This window comes from Bradyrhizobium sp. SZCCHNR1051, from assembly GCF_032489615.1.
Taxonomy (GTDB): domain Bacteria; phylum Pseudomonadota; class Alphaproteobacteria; order Rhizobiales; family Xanthobacteraceae; genus Bradyrhizobium.
Window position 1 is genome coordinate 1 of record NZ_JAUEYJ010000002.1, and the last position, 15,916, is coordinate 15,916.

14 protein-coding genes are annotated in these 15,916 nt (G+C 66.9%); 7 read left to right on the plus strand and 7 right to left on the minus strand.

All coding sequences use genetic code 11. The features are described from left to right. The first annotated feature begins 530 nt into the window (after positions 1 to 530). From arfB to QW868_RS01995, 5 genes are all read left to right on the plus strand, one after another. Complete coding sequence (arfB, locus tag QW868_RS01975) at positions 531 to 950, plus strand: alternative ribosome rescue aminoacyl-tRNA hydrolase ArfB (RefSeq protein WP_315736589.1); 420 nt, start codon at positions 531 to 533, stop codon at positions 948 to 950. A gap of 221 nt (positions 951 to 1,171) precedes the next feature. Next, a complete protein-coding gene (locus QW868_RS01980) occupies positions 1,172 to 1,489 on the plus strand; it encodes a c-type cytochrome (protein ID WP_316229946.1) in 318 nt (105 codons plus the stop codon). A gap of 1 nt (position 1,490) precedes the next feature. Next, positions 1,491 to 1,886: a VOC family protein gene (locus tag QW868_RS01985; RefSeq protein WP_316229805.1), complete on the plus strand. Its 396-nt coding sequence runs from the start codon at positions 1,491 to 1,493 to the stop codon at positions 1,884 to 1,886. A 49-nt stretch (positions 1,887 to 1,935) separates the two neighbouring features. After that, the gene (locus QW868_RS01990; protein WP_315736587.1) at positions 1,936 to 2,484 is read left to right on the plus strand and encodes a gluconate 2-dehydrogenase subunit 3 family protein; all 549 of its coding nucleotides are present in this window, start codon (positions 1,936 to 1,938) and stop codon (positions 2,482 to 2,484) included. A 36-nt stretch (positions 2,485 to 2,520) separates the two neighbouring features. Next, positions 2,521 to 4,089, plus strand: a complete 1,569-nt coding sequence (locus QW868_RS01995; RefSeq protein WP_316229806.1) for a GMC family oxidoreductase — start codon at positions 2,521 to 2,523, stop codon at positions 4,087 to 4,089. Positions 4,090 to 4,282: 193 nt separating this feature from the next. On the opposite strand, the gene QW868_RS02000 is transcribed toward QW868_RS01995, so the two are convergent. Then, positions 4,283 to 4,594: a ribbon-helix-helix domain-containing protein gene (locus tag QW868_RS02000; RefSeq protein ID WP_315754714.1), complete on the minus strand. Its 312-nt coding sequence runs from the start codon at positions 4,592 to 4,594 to the stop codon at positions 4,283 to 4,285. 174 nt (positions 4,595 to 4,768) lie between these two features. On the opposite strand from QW868_RS02000, the gene mutL reads away from it, so the two are divergent. Then, positions 4,769 to 6,613 carry a DNA mismatch repair endonuclease MutL gene (mutL, locus tag QW868_RS02005; RefSeq protein ID WP_316229807.1) on the plus strand — a complete coding sequence of 615 codons (1,845 nt, stop codon included), beginning with the start codon at positions 4,769 to 4,771 and terminating at the stop codon, positions 6,611 to 6,613. 212 nt (positions 6,614 to 6,825) lie between these two features. Here the strand turns inward: mutL and rsmD are convergent, their stop codons facing one another. Further along, a complete protein-coding gene (gene rsmD / locus QW868_RS02010; RefSeq protein ID WP_316229808.1) occupies positions 6,826 to 7,377 on the minus strand; it encodes a 16S rRNA (guanine(966)-N(2))-methyltransferase RsmD in 552 nt (183 codons plus the stop codon). A 9-nt stretch (positions 7,378 to 7,386) separates the two neighbouring features. Continuing rightward, the gene (locus tag QW868_RS02015; RefSeq protein ID WP_315796086.1) at positions 7,387 to 9,498 is read right to left on the minus strand and encodes a pseudouridine synthase; all 2,112 of its coding nucleotides are present in this window, start codon (positions 9,496 to 9,498) and stop codon (positions 7,387 to 7,389) included. Positions 9,499 to 9,631: 133 nt separating this feature from the next. Between QW868_RS02015 and QW868_RS02020 the strand changes: the two genes are divergently transcribed. Beyond that, positions 9,632 to 10,078, plus strand: coding sequence for a nucleoside deaminase (locus QW868_RS02020; protein ID WP_316229809.1), 447 nt, complete (start codon positions 9,632 to 9,634; stop codon positions 10,076 to 10,078). A gap of 12 nt (positions 10,079 to 10,090) precedes the next feature. On the opposite strand, the gene QW868_RS02025 is transcribed toward QW868_RS02020, so the two are convergent. From QW868_RS02025 to QW868_RS02040, 4 genes are read right to left on the minus strand one after another with little or no spacing between them, the layout of a single operon-like run. Then, on the minus strand, positions 10,091 to 11,401 hold the full coding sequence (locus tag QW868_RS02025) for a cytochrome P450 (protein ID WP_316229810.1): 1,311 nt from the start codon (positions 11,399 to 11,401) through the stop codon (positions 10,091 to 10,093). Next, positions 11,401 to 12,117: a class I SAM-dependent methyltransferase gene (locus tag QW868_RS02030; protein ID WP_316160533.1), complete on the minus strand. Its 717-nt coding sequence runs from the start codon at positions 12,115 to 12,117 to the stop codon at positions 11,401 to 11,403. The genes QW868_RS02025 and QW868_RS02030 overlap by 1 nt, the downstream gene beginning before the upstream one ends. Continuing rightward, entirely contained in the window at positions 12,114 to 12,611 is a 498-nt protein-coding gene (locus tag QW868_RS02035) for a hypothetical protein (protein ID WP_315754702.1), read from the minus strand. Before QW868_RS02035 ends, QW868_RS02030 begins: the two co-directional genes overlap by 4 nt. A gap of 51 nt (positions 12,612 to 12,662) precedes the next feature. Beyond that, positions 12,663 to 15,893, minus strand: coding sequence for an AAA family ATPase (locus QW868_RS02040; protein WP_316229811.1), 3,231 nt, complete (start codon positions 15,891 to 15,893; stop codon positions 12,663 to 12,665). Positions 15,894 to 15,916 lie beyond the last annotated feature (23 nt).

Below are 15,916 nucleotides of genomic sequence, written 5' to 3' on the forward strand. Positions count from 1 at the left end.
GAGGGCCGGATGGTTCGGAAATCCAATCCTAACCCTTCTTGACCACCCGCCGCCCCATAGGATCTGTGGTTCCTGCCGCCTGCATTTTTTTCGCAGGCGGGCCATGGGTGCGGCCAGCGCCCGGCATTCCCCGCGCCCTCTGCACTTTCAAGAGGGACGAACTGATCGCAGACCTCGGGCATGAGATGCCGCGAGAACGCAGCGTCATGGCTGAGCTGATCGACACCTGCTGTTTGAGCCGTGAATCCGCCACCCCCACCGCTGTCGTCCCGGACAAGCGGCGACGCGCGCCAGCGCGGCGCTGCGCCGATCCGGGACCCACACTCCGCGGCCGACGTGATGCGGGAGGTGTCAACGACCAGCCTGCCTCAAACTTCTCCCTGGGGTTATGGATCCCGGCGTTCGCCGGGATGACAGTGGAGGGTTTCGCACCGGCCCCTGGCCAACCCGCGACGCAATGGTGCGAACCCGCGCACACCGGCCCTAAACCCGCTATGGTGCGCGAAAGCCTCGATTCCACCTGGTGCCCCATGCTGCGGATCTCCCGCGACCTTGCCATCGACGAGAACGACATCGAGATCTCGTTCGTCCGCGCCTCCGGACCCGGCGGCCAGAACGTCAACAAGCTGTCGACCTCGGCGCAGCTGCGCTTCGACACGACCCGGATCACGCTGCCCGAGGATGCCGCGGCACGGCTGGCGCGGCTGGCCGGCCAGCGGATGACCAAGAACGGCGTCATCGTGATCCAGGCCGAGCGCTTCCGCACCCAGGAGCGCAACAAGGCCGATGCGATCGACCGCCTGGTGGCGCTGTTGAAGGAGGCGATGATCAGGCCGAAGGTGCGGCGCCCGACCAAGCCGACCTTCGGCTCGAAGCAGCGCCGGCTCGAAGGCAAGAAGATCCGCAGCGACGTCAAAGCGGGACGCGGCGGGCGTCGCTTCGACGATTAGTCCGCAACGCTGACACATCCTGCGGGCGGACGCGTCCTGCGCACGCTTTGTTCCTGCTGAAACAGCCCGCTACTACCACGGTGCTTTCACTGCGACCTAGTCTCATCAAAAATGATGAGAGAGGATCGATGTCGGGACAGCGTGCAGCGCAAACTGCTTTTCTTCGCGTTGGACTTGGATGTTGCGGCGCGATGCTGGGCGCGGCCGCCGCGCTCGCGCAGATGGCGCTGCCCTCGCCGAAGCCCGTCGACGGCGCGACTCTCTTCAAGCAGCAATGCGGTGTCTGCCATACGCTGAGCAGCGGCGAACCGATGCGACAGGGACCGCCGCTATCGAAGATCGTCGGCCGCCGCGCCGGATCGATCGACGGCTTCCGCTACTCGGCCGGCTTCGCCAAGGCCGACTTCAGTTGGGACGAAGCCAAGCTCGACGCATGGCTGACCAATCCGCAAGAGCTGATCCCCGGCGCCGTGATGGCCTATCGCCAGGCCAAGCCCGAATTGCGCGCCGCGATCATCACCTATTTGAAGGACAATTGAGATGGCAAAGCCCGTTCATTCCATGATCCGCGTGCTCGACGAGGCCAAGGCGATCGATTTCTACAAGCGCGCCTTCGGGCTCGAGATCGCCGACAACCTGCGCTTCGACGGCTTCGCGCTGATCTATCTGCGCCACCCGTCGTCGCCGTTCGAGGTCGAGCTGACCGTCAACTTCGACCGCAAGGAGCCTTACACGCTCGGCGACGGCTACGGCCATCTCGCTGTCGTGGTCGACGATCTCGATGCCGAGCATGCCCGCTTCGAGCGCGAGAACCTGGCACCAGGCCCGTTGCGCGATTTCAAGCACAATGGTGCGACACTCGCGCGCTTCTTCTTCGTCACCGATCCCGACGGCTACAAGATCGAGGTCATCCAGCGCGGCGGCCGCTTCGGATGAGCCGCTGACCACGAAAATACACCAAACAAAAAACCAACGGAGGATACCCATGAGAGAAGTCGATCGCCGCAACAAATACGACCGCCGCGTCTTTCTCAAGGGCGCGGCCTCGACCGTGCCGGCCGCAGCCGTGGCTTCCGCGACCGGCCTTGGCATTGCCGATGCCTGGGCGGAGGACGCCAAGGCGCTGACGCCGGCGACCCTGAAGACGCTGGTGAAGGTCGCGCGCGACATCTACCCGCACGACTTCCTCGCCGACCGCTACTACATCACCGCGGTCAAGCCGTGGGACGGCAAGGCGGCGGAGGATGCCGCCGTGAAGGCGATGATCAATGACGGCATCGCCCGGCTCGACCAGGATGCACGCGACCGCCACAAGGTGCCGTATGCGCAGGTGCCGTGGGAGGTCGATCGCGTCGCGCTGCTGCAGGGCATCGAGCAGACGACCTTCTTCAAGACCATCCGCGGCGACCTCGTCGTCTCGCTCTACAATCAGAAGGAGCTCTGGCCGAAATTCGGCTACGAGGGCTCCTCCGCCGAGCATGGCGGCTACATCAACCGTGGCTTCTCCGACATCGACTGGCTGCCGAAAGCCTGACGCCGGCGAACAACAGAGAACACGGAGGAAACCACCATGGCAAAATTCGATCAGAACGATTCGAGCGTCGTCGTCATCATCGGCTCGGGCGCCGGCGGCGGCACGCTCGGCAACGAGCTCGCGCAGAAGGGCATCAAGGTCGTCATTCTCGAAGCCGGCAATCGCTACGAGATTCCCGACTTCATCAACGACGAATGGGAGAGCTTCACCCAGCTCGCCTGGACCGACATGCGCACCACGTCCGGCACCTGGCGCGTGGCCAAGGACTTCGCCAATCTGCCGGCCTGGATCGTCAAGGCGGTCGGCGGCTCCACCGTGCACTGGGCCGGCGCCTCGCTGCGCTTCGACGAGCACGAGTTCAAGGCCCGCACCACCTATGGCGGCGTGCCCGGCACCAGCCTTCTGGATTGGCCGGTGACCTTGGCCGAGATGGAGCCGTGGTACGCCAAGGCCGAGTTCAAGATGGGCGTGACCCGCACCAACGACATTCCCGGTCTGCCCGGCAACAACAATTTCAAGGTGCTCGAAGCCGGCGCCCGGAAGATCGGCTACAAGACCGTGCACACCGGCAACATGGCAATCAACTCGCAGCCGCGCGACGGCCGCGGCGCCTGCCAGCAGATTGGCTTCTGCTTCCAGGGTTGCAAGTCCGGTGCGAAATGGTCGACCTTGTACACCGAGATCCCGAAGGGCGAGGCCACCGGCAATCTCGAGGTGCGGCCGGGCAGCATGGCGATCAAGATCGAGCATGACGCCTCGGGCAAGGTAACCGGCGTGGTCTATGCCGACAGCCAGGGCAAGATGCAGCTGCAGAAGGCCCGTATCGTCGCCGTCGCCGGCAACTCGATCGAGAGCCCGCGGCTGCTGCTCAACAGCGCCTCGAACATGTTCCCGGACGGCCTTGCCAACTCCTCCGGCCAGGTCGGGCGCAACTACATGCGGCACATGACCGGCAGCGTCTATGCGACGTTCGAGAACCCGGTGCACATGTATCGCGGCACGACGATGGCCGGCATCGTCCGCGACGAGGCGGCATTCAATCCGAAGCGTGGCTTCGTCGGCGGCTACGAGATGGAGACCTTGTCGCTCGGCCTGCCGTTCATGGCGGCGTTCCTCAATCCCGGCGCCTGGGGCCGCAGCTTCACGGCGGCGATGGAGACCTATCCGCGCATGGCCGGCATGTGGCTGGTCGGCGAGGACATGCCGCAGGAGACCAACCGCATCACGCTCGATCCCGTGGCGAAGGACAAGTTCGGCATGCCGGTGGCGTCGGTGCATTTCGACGATCATCCCAACGACGTCGCGATGCGCGCCCACGCCTACAAGCAGGGCTCGGCGATCTACGAGGCGGTCGGCGCCACCGTGACCTATCCGACCACGCCCTACCCCTCGACGCACAATCTCGGCACCAACCGGATGAGCGAGAAGGCCAAGGACGGCGTCGTCAACAAGTTCGGCCAGACGCACGACATCAAGAACCTGTTCGTCTCCGACGGCAGCCAGTTCACCACGGGCGCGGCGTGCAATCCCACGCTGACGATCGTCGCGCTGGCGATCCGGCAGGCCGACTACATTGCGGGAGCGATGCAGAAGAAGGAGATCTGAGGGACAAGGTCGTGCGATGGGGCACACTTGGCGCTCCACACTCGGTCAGCGCCTCCCCCGCTTGCGGGGGAGGTCGCATCGCATCAAAGATGCGATGCGGGTGGGGGAACGCTCCGGCGGGACTACTGATGTGGCGCCCCCACCCCGCCCTCCCCCGCAGGCGGGGGAGGGAGACGACAGAGCCGGCGTGCGGCTACTCCGCCGCGTCCATGATCGCGGCCGCGGGAAAATCCGGCAGCGCCGCGGTCGCCTTCGCCCGGTAGATCAGACAGGAGCACCTCAACAGCGACGCAAAATTCTTCACCTCGCCGTGATGATCGAGCACCTCGGCGTAGAGCGTGGTCACGAACTTGGCGAGGCTCATGCCCTCCTTGGCGGCGATCTCCTCGAGCGTGTCCCAGAACGCCATTTCGAGCCGGATCGAGGTGCTATGGCCGCCGATCCGCAACGAGCGGGTCTGCGATGCATAGTCGCGCTGAGGCTGGTGTGCGAACAGATGGCACATGGGCTTCCTCCGGCTGATCGTTATTTTTGCGAAACGATATACTGGCCCCGCCCGCCTCACAATCCCGTTGGAGAACGCCGCATTCGTCTGCCGCACTGCGTGAAAAACGCTATTCTCCCGGCAACACAAGTGGCGCCGCGACAGCGGCGTCGCATCAACGTTCCGAGCCGCACCATGCCCGTCCGCCAGCTTCCCGAACAGATCGTCAACCGCATCGCCGCCGGCGAGGTGGTCGAGCGGCCGGCGAGCGTGGTCAAGGAGCTGGTCGAGAATGCGATCGATGCCGGCGCGAGCCGCATCGACATCTTCACCGATGGCGGCGGCCGGCGAAAGATCGCGATCACCGACGACGGTGGCGGTATGACGGCGGCCGATCTTGCGCTCGCGGTCGAGCGCCACGCGACCTCGAAGCTCGACGACGAGGATCTGCTGCAGATCCGCACCCTCGGGTTCCGCGGCGAGGCGCTGCCCTCGATCGGCTCGGTGGCGCGGCTGTCGATCACGACGCGGCACAAGAGCGAGCCGCATGCCTGGGCGCTCGCGGTCGATTGCGGCGACAAGTCTCCGATCGTGCCGGCCGCGCTCAACCAGGGCACCCGCGTCGAGGTCGCCGATCTGTTCCACGCCACGCCGGCCCGGCTGAAGTTCCTCAAGACCGACCGCACCGAGGCCGAGGCGATCCGCGAGGTGGTGCGGCGGCTGGCGATGGCGCGGCCCGATATTGCGTTTACGCTGGCCGGCGAGGAGCGCGCGCCGGTGACCTGGGCGGCCGCGCTGCCCGGCGCGCCGGGCCAGCTGACGCGGCTTGGCGACATTCTCGGCGCCGACTTCCGTAGCCATGCGATCGCCGTGCGCAGTGAGCGCGATCATGTGATGATCGAAGGCTTCGCCGCGGCGCCGGCGCTGACGCGGGCCAATGCGCTCGGGCAGTATCTGTTCGTCAACGGCCGCCCGGTACGCGACAAGCTGATTCTCGGCGCGGTGCGTGCTGCCTATGCCGACTATCTGCCGCGCGACCGCCATCCCGTGGTGGCGCTGTTCGTGACGCTCGACCCGCGCGAGGTCGACGCCAACGTGCATCCGGCCAAGACCGAGGTGCGCTTCCGCAATGCCGGCCTCGTGCGCGCGCTGATCATTCACGCGCTGAAGGAAGGCCTCGCCCGCGAGGGCCGCCGCACCGCGGCCAATGACGGTGGCGCGACCATCGCCGCGTTCCGCCCGGCGTTCGCGCCGCAGCCGCGGCCTGCCAATTGGGATTGGCAACGCTCGCCGTCGGCGCCTGTGATGCCGCACTTCGGCGGCTCGTTCCCATCGGCCGCGCCCTCGCCCGCTGCCACATCATTTGGTCTCGCCGAGTCGACGCAGTCCGCATTCGACGTCGGCACGCCGCGCGCCGATCTGCGGCTGCATGAGCAGCCGGCCGCGCCCGACCTGCTCGACCGCCCGCTCGGCGCCGCGCGTACGCAGATCCACGACACCTACATCGTGGCGCAGACCCGCGACGGCCTCGTCATCGTCGACCAGCACGCCGCGCATGAGCGCATCGTCTATGAGCGATTGAAGGCCTCGCTCGCCGCGCATGGCGTGCAGCGGCAGATCCTGCTGATCCCCGACATCGTCGAGCTGGACGAGGCGACCGTCGAGGCGCTGCTCGCGCGCTCCGACGAGCTCGCCTCATTCGGGCTCGCGATTGAATCCTTCGGCCCCGGCGCCGTTGCCGTGCGCGAGACACCGTCGCTGCTCGGCAAGATCAATGCATCCGCGCTGCTGCGCGATCTCGCCGAGCATATGGAGGAATGGGGCGAGGCGCTGCCGCTCGAACGCCGCCTGATGCACGTCGCCGCCACCATGGCCTGCCACGGCTCCGTCCGCGCCGGCCGCCGCCTCAAGCCGGAGGAAATGAACGCGCTGCTCCGCGAGATGGAGGACACGCCCAACTCCGGCCAATGCAACCACGGCCGCCCGACCTACGTCGAGCTCAAGCTCGCCGACGTCGAGAAGCTGTTCGGGAGGAGATAGCGGCCACGAATTGGAGCACGACGAGAGCGACAAACTGGCTGTCGTCCCGGGCAAGCCACCGGCAACGCGCAGCGTTGTCCGGCGGCGCCGACCCGAGACCTATACGCCGCAGCAGAAGTGATGGGCGAGTACGCCGTCGCGAGCGTCGCGCGTCCCAACCCGATCCTGTGGTTATGGGCCCCTGCGTTCGCAGGGGCGACAGTGAGCAAGGATCACGCGCTGCGCAAAAATACGAACTCGGTGTCGTCATAGGCGCGGCGTTCGAGTTCGGTGAAGCCTTCAGGCACCTTGAACGCGGCCTTGGCTTCCTCGACGACCAGAAGCGCCGATGGCACCAGCCAGCCGCCGTCGCGCAACGCGGCCAGCGCCTTCTCCGCCAGGCCCTTGCCATAGGGCGGGTCGAGGAACACCAGCGAGAACGGCTCGACCGGATGCGCAGGACCGAGATCGGTGGCATCGCGGCGGTAGACCTTGGTGACACCGCCGAGGCCGAGCGCCTCGACATTGTTGCGCAGCAGCGCCCTTGCCTCGGCGCCGTTGTCGACGAACAGCGTGAACGCCGCGCCGCGCGAGACAGCCTCGATGCCGAGCGCGCCGGTGCCAGCGAACAAGTCGAGCACGCGCGCGCCGGCGATCGGATCGTCGTAGGCGTGGACGAGGATGTTGAACAGCGCCTCGCGCAGCCGATCCTGCGTCGGCCGAATCTCGCGCGACGCAGGCGAAGCGATGTTGCGGCCTCTCAGCCGTCCACCGACGACACGCATCGCAACGCCCTACTCGTCCTGCGGCGTGATATCGCGCTTGCCGTGATAGCCGCGCTTCGGCCGCCGTGGCGGGCCAGAAAAGCGCGCCTCGGCCTCGTGGCGCTCGCGCGCCTCGTCGCTGCCGGTACGCTGGACCAGCACGCGGCGGCCCTTGCGATCGGCGACCACCTCGCGCTTCGGCTTGGGCTTCGGATCCGGCAACGGCTCGCGATTGCCCTTGCCGGCTGGACCGAGATCGGCGCCCGATTGCGCGATGACCTTCTCGCCGAGCTGCTCGCGCAGAACTCGCGTCTTGACCTCCTGCACCTCGCCCTCGGGCAGCTCCAAAAGCTGGAATGGGCCGTAGGAGACGCGGATCAGGCGGTTCACCTCGAGGCCGAGATGAGCGAGCACGTTGCGCACCTCGCGGTTCTTGCCCTCGCGGATCGCAACCACGAGCCAGACGTTCGCACCCTGGTCGCGTTCGAGCGTGGCTTCGATCGGTCCGTATTTGACGCCGTCGACCTCGACGCCTGCGGCGAGCTGATCGAGCTGCGCCTGCGTGATCTCGCCATGGGCGCGAACGCGATAACGCCGCGTCCAGCCGGTGTCCGGCAATTCGAGCACGCGCGCCAGCCCGCCGTCATTCGTGAGCAGCAGCAGGCCCTCGGTGTTGAAGTCGAGCCGGCCGATCGAGATCAGCCGCGGCAGGCCCTCGGGCAGATTGTCGAATACCGTCGGTCGCCCCTCCGGGTCGCTGTGCGTCGTCATCAGCCCGCGCGGCTTGTGATACAGAAACAGCCGCGTGCGCTCGCGCTCCGGCAGCGGCGCGCCGTCGACCTGGATCACGTCGTTCTCGGTGACGTCGAGCGCCGGCGAGTTGATGATGCGGCCATTCACCGTCACGCGGCCCTGCGTGACCATCTCCTCGGCATCGCGCCGCGAGGCCAGCCCTGCGCGCGCCAGCACCTTGGCGATGCGCTCGCCCGCCTTCTTCGGCGCGGCCGGCTCGGCCGCGACGCGGGGGCTGCGCTTGTCCGTCTCCGGCTTGCGCTCGCGATAGGCGCCGCGGCCGCCAAACGCCGGGCGCTTGGCGAAGACCTTGCTGTCGTCCTCGTTGTCGCGGCGCGGCCGCTCGGAGAAGCCTTCGCCGCCGCGGCGCTCGCTGCGCGGATGCTCCTGCCAATCGGTGCGGCCCTCAGGACGGCGACGCGGCTTGTCGAAGCCGCGGTCGTCGCCGCGATCACGCGGACGATCGAATTTCGGCCTGTCGAACTTCGGCTTGTCGAACTTGGGACGATCCTCACGGCTGCGCTCGGTGCGCGGCCGGTCAAAGCTGCGCCCGCCTTCTCGCGGCGGACGCGCACTGCGCTCCGGACGATCTCCCTCCGCGCCGCGCTTCTGCCACGGCTTGCTCTCGCCACGGGCCGGACGATCGCCAAACTCCTTGCGCGGACCACGCGGTCCGGCCCCGAACTTGCGTTCGCCACGATCGCCATCAGCACCGCGGGAAAACTTCCTTTCGCCGCCGAACTTGCGCTCCGGCCGATCGCCGCTGCGCGGCGGACGGTCGCCAAAGCTGCGCTCCGCCCGCGGCCGGTCGCTGCGATCGCGGGCGCCTTCGCCGCGCGGCGTATAGGGCCGCTTGTCACCGTCACGCTCGCGCGCAGCGTAGGGTTTGCGCTCGCCGAACTTGCGCTCGGACGATCGCCCGGCAGGACGAGCCTCGTCGCGACCAGTGCGCGGCGTATAGGGACGCTTCTCGCCGCCCCGCTCGTCCCGATCGAATTTGGGCCGGTCACCCCGCGGCTTGAAGGCGCGCTTCTCGCCATCGCCGTCCCGCGCCGGGCGCGCGGCATAGGGCCGATCGCCACGCGGCCGCTCATCGCGGTTGAACCGTGGCTTGTCGCCAAAGGATTTGCGCGGCGCATCGCCCTCGTCGCGGCGGCGCGGCGCGCGGCCCTCGTCGAAGGCGCGCTTGCCCCGGCCACCCGCTTCCTTGTCGCCGAAGCCGCGCTTGGCGAACTTCTTCTCCGGCCCGCGTGCGGCGCCCGAGCGTCCCTTGCCGCCCTCGGACCGCCCCCGCGGGGCGCCGCCGCGGCGGCCGCGGGAATCGTTGTCTTTGTCGGTGGTGCGGGGCATGAAGGTCTCACTTCGAGGTGCAGGACGAGGCGTGAACCGCGCGCTTCTGAAGCAGCGCATGTCACGCAGGAAATCGGGGTCCGGTTGTGCTGAAGGGCGATCCAGTAGCAGACTTGGGCGGGCGTGACGAGCCATGAACGGCCCTTCTTTCATGGATTTGGCGCTGAAAGCGGCCGAATCGGCCGCACTTTCCGGCGAGGTGCCGATCGGCTGCGTCGTGGTGCGGAACAACGCGGTGATCGCCGCCGCCGCCAACCGCACTTTGACCGACCGCGACCCGACCGCGCATGCCGAGATCCTGGCACTGCGGCAGGCGGCCCAGGTCGTCGGCAGCGAGCGGCTGGTCGAGTGCGACCTCTACGTCACGCTCGAGCCCTGCACGATGTGCGCTGGCGCGATCTCCTTCGCGCGCATCCGACGGCTGTATTATGGGGCCGCCGATCCGAAGGGCGGCGCGGTCGAGTCGGGTGTGCGCTTCTTCACTGCGCCGACCTGCCATCACGCGCCGGAGGTCTATTCGGCCGTGGGCGAGCAACAGGCGGCGCAGATGCTCAAGGAGTTCTTCAAGGCGCGGCGATGAGGCTCGGTCAGCCTATGCAGCCGCCTCCTTGCGCAGCGCGCGAAAGCTCATGCGAACAGGGAGGCTGGAGACGCCGCTCATGAAGGGCGACCGCACCCGGCGCACCCGCCCGGCCAGTTCGATCCGGTCGGTCCGGCGCAGCAGCTCCGCAAATAGCGCCCGCATCTGCATCCGCGCCAACTGCAGTCCCATGCAGATGTGCGGGCCACGGCCGAAGGCGATGTGCGGGTTCGGACTGCGATCGATCCGGTACGCGCCGGCATCCTCGAACACGACCTCGTCGCGGTTCGCGGAATGGAAGAACAAGGCCAGCGCATCGCCTTCGCGAATGCGTTGCCCCGCGACCTCGGTGTCGCGGACCGCGGTGCGCATGAAGTGCCGCACCGGCGAGGTCCAGCGCAGCATTTCCTCGATCGCCGGATCGAGCAGCTCGGGCTCGGCCCGCAGCCGCGCCATCTGCTCGGGCGCTGCAAGCAGCGCCGCCAGGCCGCCGGCCAATGCGAGCGCCGTCGTATCGTGGCCCGCCGTGACCAGCAGGATGAAGTAGGAGATCAGCTCGTAATGCGGCATCGCTGCGCCATGCGGCGCGGCATGCGCAATCAGGCTGGCGAGATCGTCGCGCGGCTGGGCGCGCCGATCGGCCACGACGGCTTCGAAATAATCGCGCAGCGCCAGCATGGCCGTCCGCATCGTATCGCCCGGCGACTCGGCCAGACGGCGCTTCGGATCCTCGGCGCCCACGAAGGCCTGGGCCAGCCGCGCAAGCCGGGCATCGTCGGCCTCCGGCGTGCCCAGCATGCGGCCGATCACCCGGAAGGTGAAGGGCAGCGCCACGTCAACAGCGAAATCGCATGCGTCCCCGTGCGCGGCAACCCGGTCGACGATCTCGGCTGCCCATTGTGCCAGCCAGGTTTCCATCGCGCGCAAGGCCGGCGGCGCGAACGCCGCCTGGATGATGGCCCGATAGACACCATGATCCGGCGGATCCATCTCGGTCAGGCCGCGCACGAGTTGCGGCTTGCCGGTGACACGCTGCAGCACGGCCTCGGCGGTCTCGCTGGCAAGATAGGTGCGCGGGCCCGCGGCAAACTCCCTGCTTCGGGTCTCGATCGAAACGATGTCGGCGTAGCGCATGACGGCCCAGAACGGGCGCACGCCCTCACGCTCCACCCAATGCAGCGGTGACCGTCTGCGGAGCAGCGCGCAGGCCCGTTCGAGCCGCGCGGGACTGGCGTGACCTTGCGAGGAGATCAGCACGTCGATCGCGCTGTCGATGGCAGCGCTGTGACCGGCTTTCGAAGCAGGCGGCGGAGCTGCCGACATCAGCGCGAGAGCCCCGCCTGCGGCTGAGCGGCGTGAGGCGGCCGGCGTACCAGGAGCGTGAATTCCTTCATGCCATAGTTGCCGGCGATCTCGACTGCCGCTGCAAATTCCTGGTCGCAATAAGCGGCCCAAACGTCCGGCGCCGTGCGATACAGGCGCGCCTTGGCGGGATCGCCGTCCTGCTCCTCGTCAGCGGCAGCTCGCATGAAATTGACCGCAAAGCCGCGCCGGCTGGTCGCGAACATGCGCTGCAACATGGCCTTGATGTAGCCTTCCCAGGCGTCGCGCGAATAGCCGACATTGACGTTCATGATGCCGGAGGCGACCGAATAGTCGGCGATGCGCGGGCTCTCCGAAGCGACGACGAAGCGCCGCAAGGGGGCGGCGAAGCGGCGCCGCGCCCGGCTGATCATGGCGCGGGACAGGTCGATGCCGAGATAGTCAATCTCACAGGACGCAAATCGCGATTCAAGAAACGGCACCAGCGCGCCATAGCCGCAGCCGATGTCGTTGAGGCTGAACGGCGCCGACGCATCGCATAGCTTCATTAGCTGCACGAAGCGCAGGCCCTGCGTCGCTTCGCACGACCAGTCGACGCCGCGCGGCGTCGCGCCATGACGCGCGACGCACGCTGTGTAGTAGGCATCGACGTCGGAGCAGATGGCTTCACCAGAAGGAGCCTCGTGTCCGACGACGCTGCCCGAGGTCCCACTCATTTCTTCTTGCCGCGCTTCTGAACACGCCTGGTGCGCGCAACCTCGGCCAGATTCTGACGCGCCTCCCGTCCGGGAGTGGTCGGTATCGAAACGATCACGTGCGTTTCGAGCGAGAAAACGACCGGACGGCCTTGCGTAACCGTCACCCGAGGATCGTCCGCTGCCGAATGGCAGACGATCGAAACAGGCAAGGGCTTCTCGGATTCGAGGTCGTCCTTGAAAGCACGGATGACACGGTCGTGACCATTCACGCCATCATGATCCGACGGATAGGTCCTGAGGTGTTCCAAGAAGCGGTACCAGCGGCGACGCTCAGTCCAATCCTGCGGCACGATTCCCAGCAAGGCGAAAGACTGCTGCAAACCATGCTGCAGGGAAAAAACTCCGAACTCGCGCTGCAGCTCGACCATCTCCGGCAATGCTTCGGCCTCGAAACGCCTATTCAACTGCACCAAAATATCGAGTGTCGTACTGTCTTTAATCATCATCCCCATGTGCCCAGCCCTCCTAATAACGCTTCATGGAAAGCGGGCATACTGCACGGGTCATCTAGTACCTTCAAGGGACGATCGGCACGCTATCAACATGGGTCTGTAGATCTCGGCACCGGAGACGTCCAGCAGGCGCTCGGCGTCGAGCAGCGAGACGAAAGCTGCTGCGTCGTTGCGCAAGTCGGAATCGGTCGCGCTGACCAAACATTGCAGCAGCACGGCATGGAGTTCGCCGATCCGATCAGTCCTGCGCCGGGCGATGACGCTGGCTTCCTCAGCAACATCGAACGCGCCACGCAGGTCTCCTGCGCGATACAGGACGTCAGCCAGATCACTCATCATGCGCGCCTCGAACTCGAGGCCTGCTCTGGCGCGCCTCGAGTACTCGATCGCCTCCCGGAGATCATACGCAGCGTGAGTGAAATCGCCTGCGGCCGCCCGGGCAAGACCAGCCCCCGCCAACGCCTGCACACGAATATACGGCATCCCCGACGCTTCAGAGATCTGAAACAGTTCGGCCGAGTGCAGGGCTGCGGCCTCAGCACGATCTTGGCATCGCGCAAACTCGATTGCAGCGAAGTGCGGGATAAAGCGTATGACGGGAGCCAACTGTTCGGGAGGGGTGTTCAACAGTTCGAAAAGCTGGATTTCAAGTTCGGCGAAACGGCCGAGCTGCACCAGGATTCGCGTCTTGAGGCATTTGATCCAGTATTCGACATCGAACCCCAGGATCTGATTTGGCGTCAGACCCAGGGTCACATTACTGTCAAAACCACCTTGGCTGGCGATCGCCTCTTGGGCCGTGTCGGCCGCCGCCAGCGCTTCTCGTGCCCTGCCTGACATAAGAAGTGCCTGCGCCAGCATGGCGTTGACAGTCGCGTAGCGGCCGACATCCCCCTCCTCCGAGGTCAGCTTGACCGCGTTCTGCACGAGGTTAACGTAGTCGTCGGCCGCGCCCGTCGATGCGAGGACGCGGCCGTAAGCGCCGAGCAGGATCGGCTCATGCATCTTGTCGGAGGAGCGGGCATAGCGCAGCGCCTCCTCAGCGAAAGGCCTCACCTCCTCGGCCGAGATGCCCTCGCGCCATCCGCAGTTGAGGATCTGGCCGCTGGCCAGGGCGCGCAGGCGATCGACGTGCTCGGATGGCGGCACCGTCTGCAGCATGGAGCGGATCTTTTTCCAAAGCCGCAGCGCCTCCGCCGTGTTGGTGCGGCCGATCCAGCGCGCCGCGCGCTGCAGATGCTCGACGGCCTGCATGGTCTGGCCGGCGAATTCGTAATGCGAGGCGATCAGGGCGGCGAACTCGTCCTGCGTGCCCCAATCCAGCGCCTCGATCGCCTTGGCCACGGCCGCGTGCACGCCGCTCAGACGCGAGCGCAGCTGCATGGCATAGGCCACCTCCTGGATCAGCGGATGGCGGAAGGCGAGCACGCCCATGTCGAACGGCGGCAGATCATAGAGAAGATCGGCATGTCTCAGTTGTGCGAGCGCGTCGAACAGGTCCGCCTCGCTGAGCCCGACGACCGGCTTGAGCACGGCGAGCGCGACCGAGCGGCCGATCACAGCCGCTGTTTCCAGGACGCTCTTGGCGGTCTCGCTCAGACGGTCGATGCGGGCCGCTACCACGGCATGCACCGTCGGCGGCAGCGGAATCGGGCCGATCCCGCCCTTCAGCCGATAGGCGCCGCGCTCACCCTCGAACCCGCCGCTCTCGGAGACCGCGCTCGCCAATTCCTCGAGGAAGAACGGATTGCCCTGAGCGCGCTCGACGATGTCGCGCGCCAGCACCTCCAGCGAAGGATCGTCACCAAACACCCCGCGTAGCAGCTCGCTTGCCTCCTCGGAGGCCAGCGGAACGATGTGCAGTTCGTGAAATGGGACCTGCTGCATGAAGGAGGCGGCGAAACCCGGCCTGTAGTTCACGACCAGCAGCGTCTTGGTGCCGATCGTGGCCTCCGCGAGCGCCTCGACGAACTCCTCGCTGGCCTCGTCGATCCAATGCAGATCCTCGATCATGATCACCATGGCGCCATCAGCCGGCGCGGCGCGGAACAGCGTCTTGAACACGTTCAGGAGACGGGTCTTGAACACGCCGGGATCGAGCCGGAGCGCCGGACGTGACGGATCGGCGAGGTTCATGAAGTCCAAGAGCAGGACCAGCGCCGTGTCGGGCATGGCAATGGCTTCGAGCCGGTCGACCACGCGCTGGCGCGACACCTCCACCGGCTCCTTCGGCCGGATGCCGAAGAAGTCGCGCAGCAATTCGAGCACCGGCTGGAACGGGGTGGCGCGGCCATGTGCCAGCACGCGCGCCTCGTAGACGCGAATGCCCTGGCGGCGACAGTGCTCGGCGAACTCGAAGCACAGCCGGCTCTTGCCGATGCCGGCCTCACCCACAATGCCGACGACAGCGCCGCGCGCCGCCAGGACGTCGTCGAGCTCGCGTTCGAGCACGGCGAGCTGAGCGTTGCGCCCGATCAGCGGCAACAGGCGCTGGCCGCTACGAAAGACGTCGCTCGCCGGCGCACTGAGGCGGCCGATCAGCTTGTAGATCGACACCGGCGAGGCAATGCCGCGCAGCGTGTGGGTGCCGAGGGGCTCGGCTTCGACGAACTGCCTGGCGCCGGTGTAGGTCTCCTTGCTGATCAGGATGGTCCCGGGCTCGGCCATGTGCTCCAGACGATTGGCCAGATGGACGTTGGCGCCGGCCGCGTCGTAGGTCTGGTACATGCTGTTCTCGACGACCTGGACGATCACCTCGCCGGTGTGCAGTCCGACCCGGACCTGCAAATGCGGGTCGGCGAGGCGCGCGATGGAGTCCTGCATCGCCAGCGCGCCGAGGCAGCCGCGAACCGCATGATCCTCATGCGGCACCGGCGCTCCGAACAGGGCCATGACGCCGTCGCCCTGCGTCTTGTTGACGACGCCATCATAGCGGTGAACCGCCTCCTTCATGAGGTTGAGCACCGGGTCGAGCCGCTGCATCGCGAGCTCGGGATCGCCGAGGCTATCGATCAGCTGAGTGGAATCGCGGATGTCGGCGAACAGGATGGTGAGACGCTTGCGTTCTCCGCCCTTGCTGCTCAGCGTCCTCAGGACGCGCTGCGCCGCCTGGTCGGGCGGAGCCGGCCGGCCGGGCAACGGCGCACCGCATTGGCCGCAGAAGCGATTCGACGGGCTGTTGGTCTGGTTGCAAGCCTCACATCTGAGGCCGAGCGGCTCGCCGCACCGGTCGCACGAGGCTCTCCCTGGCTGATTCTGCCTGCCGCACCGCGCGCATTCCATGGCCCCTCCGTTCCACGGCGGAA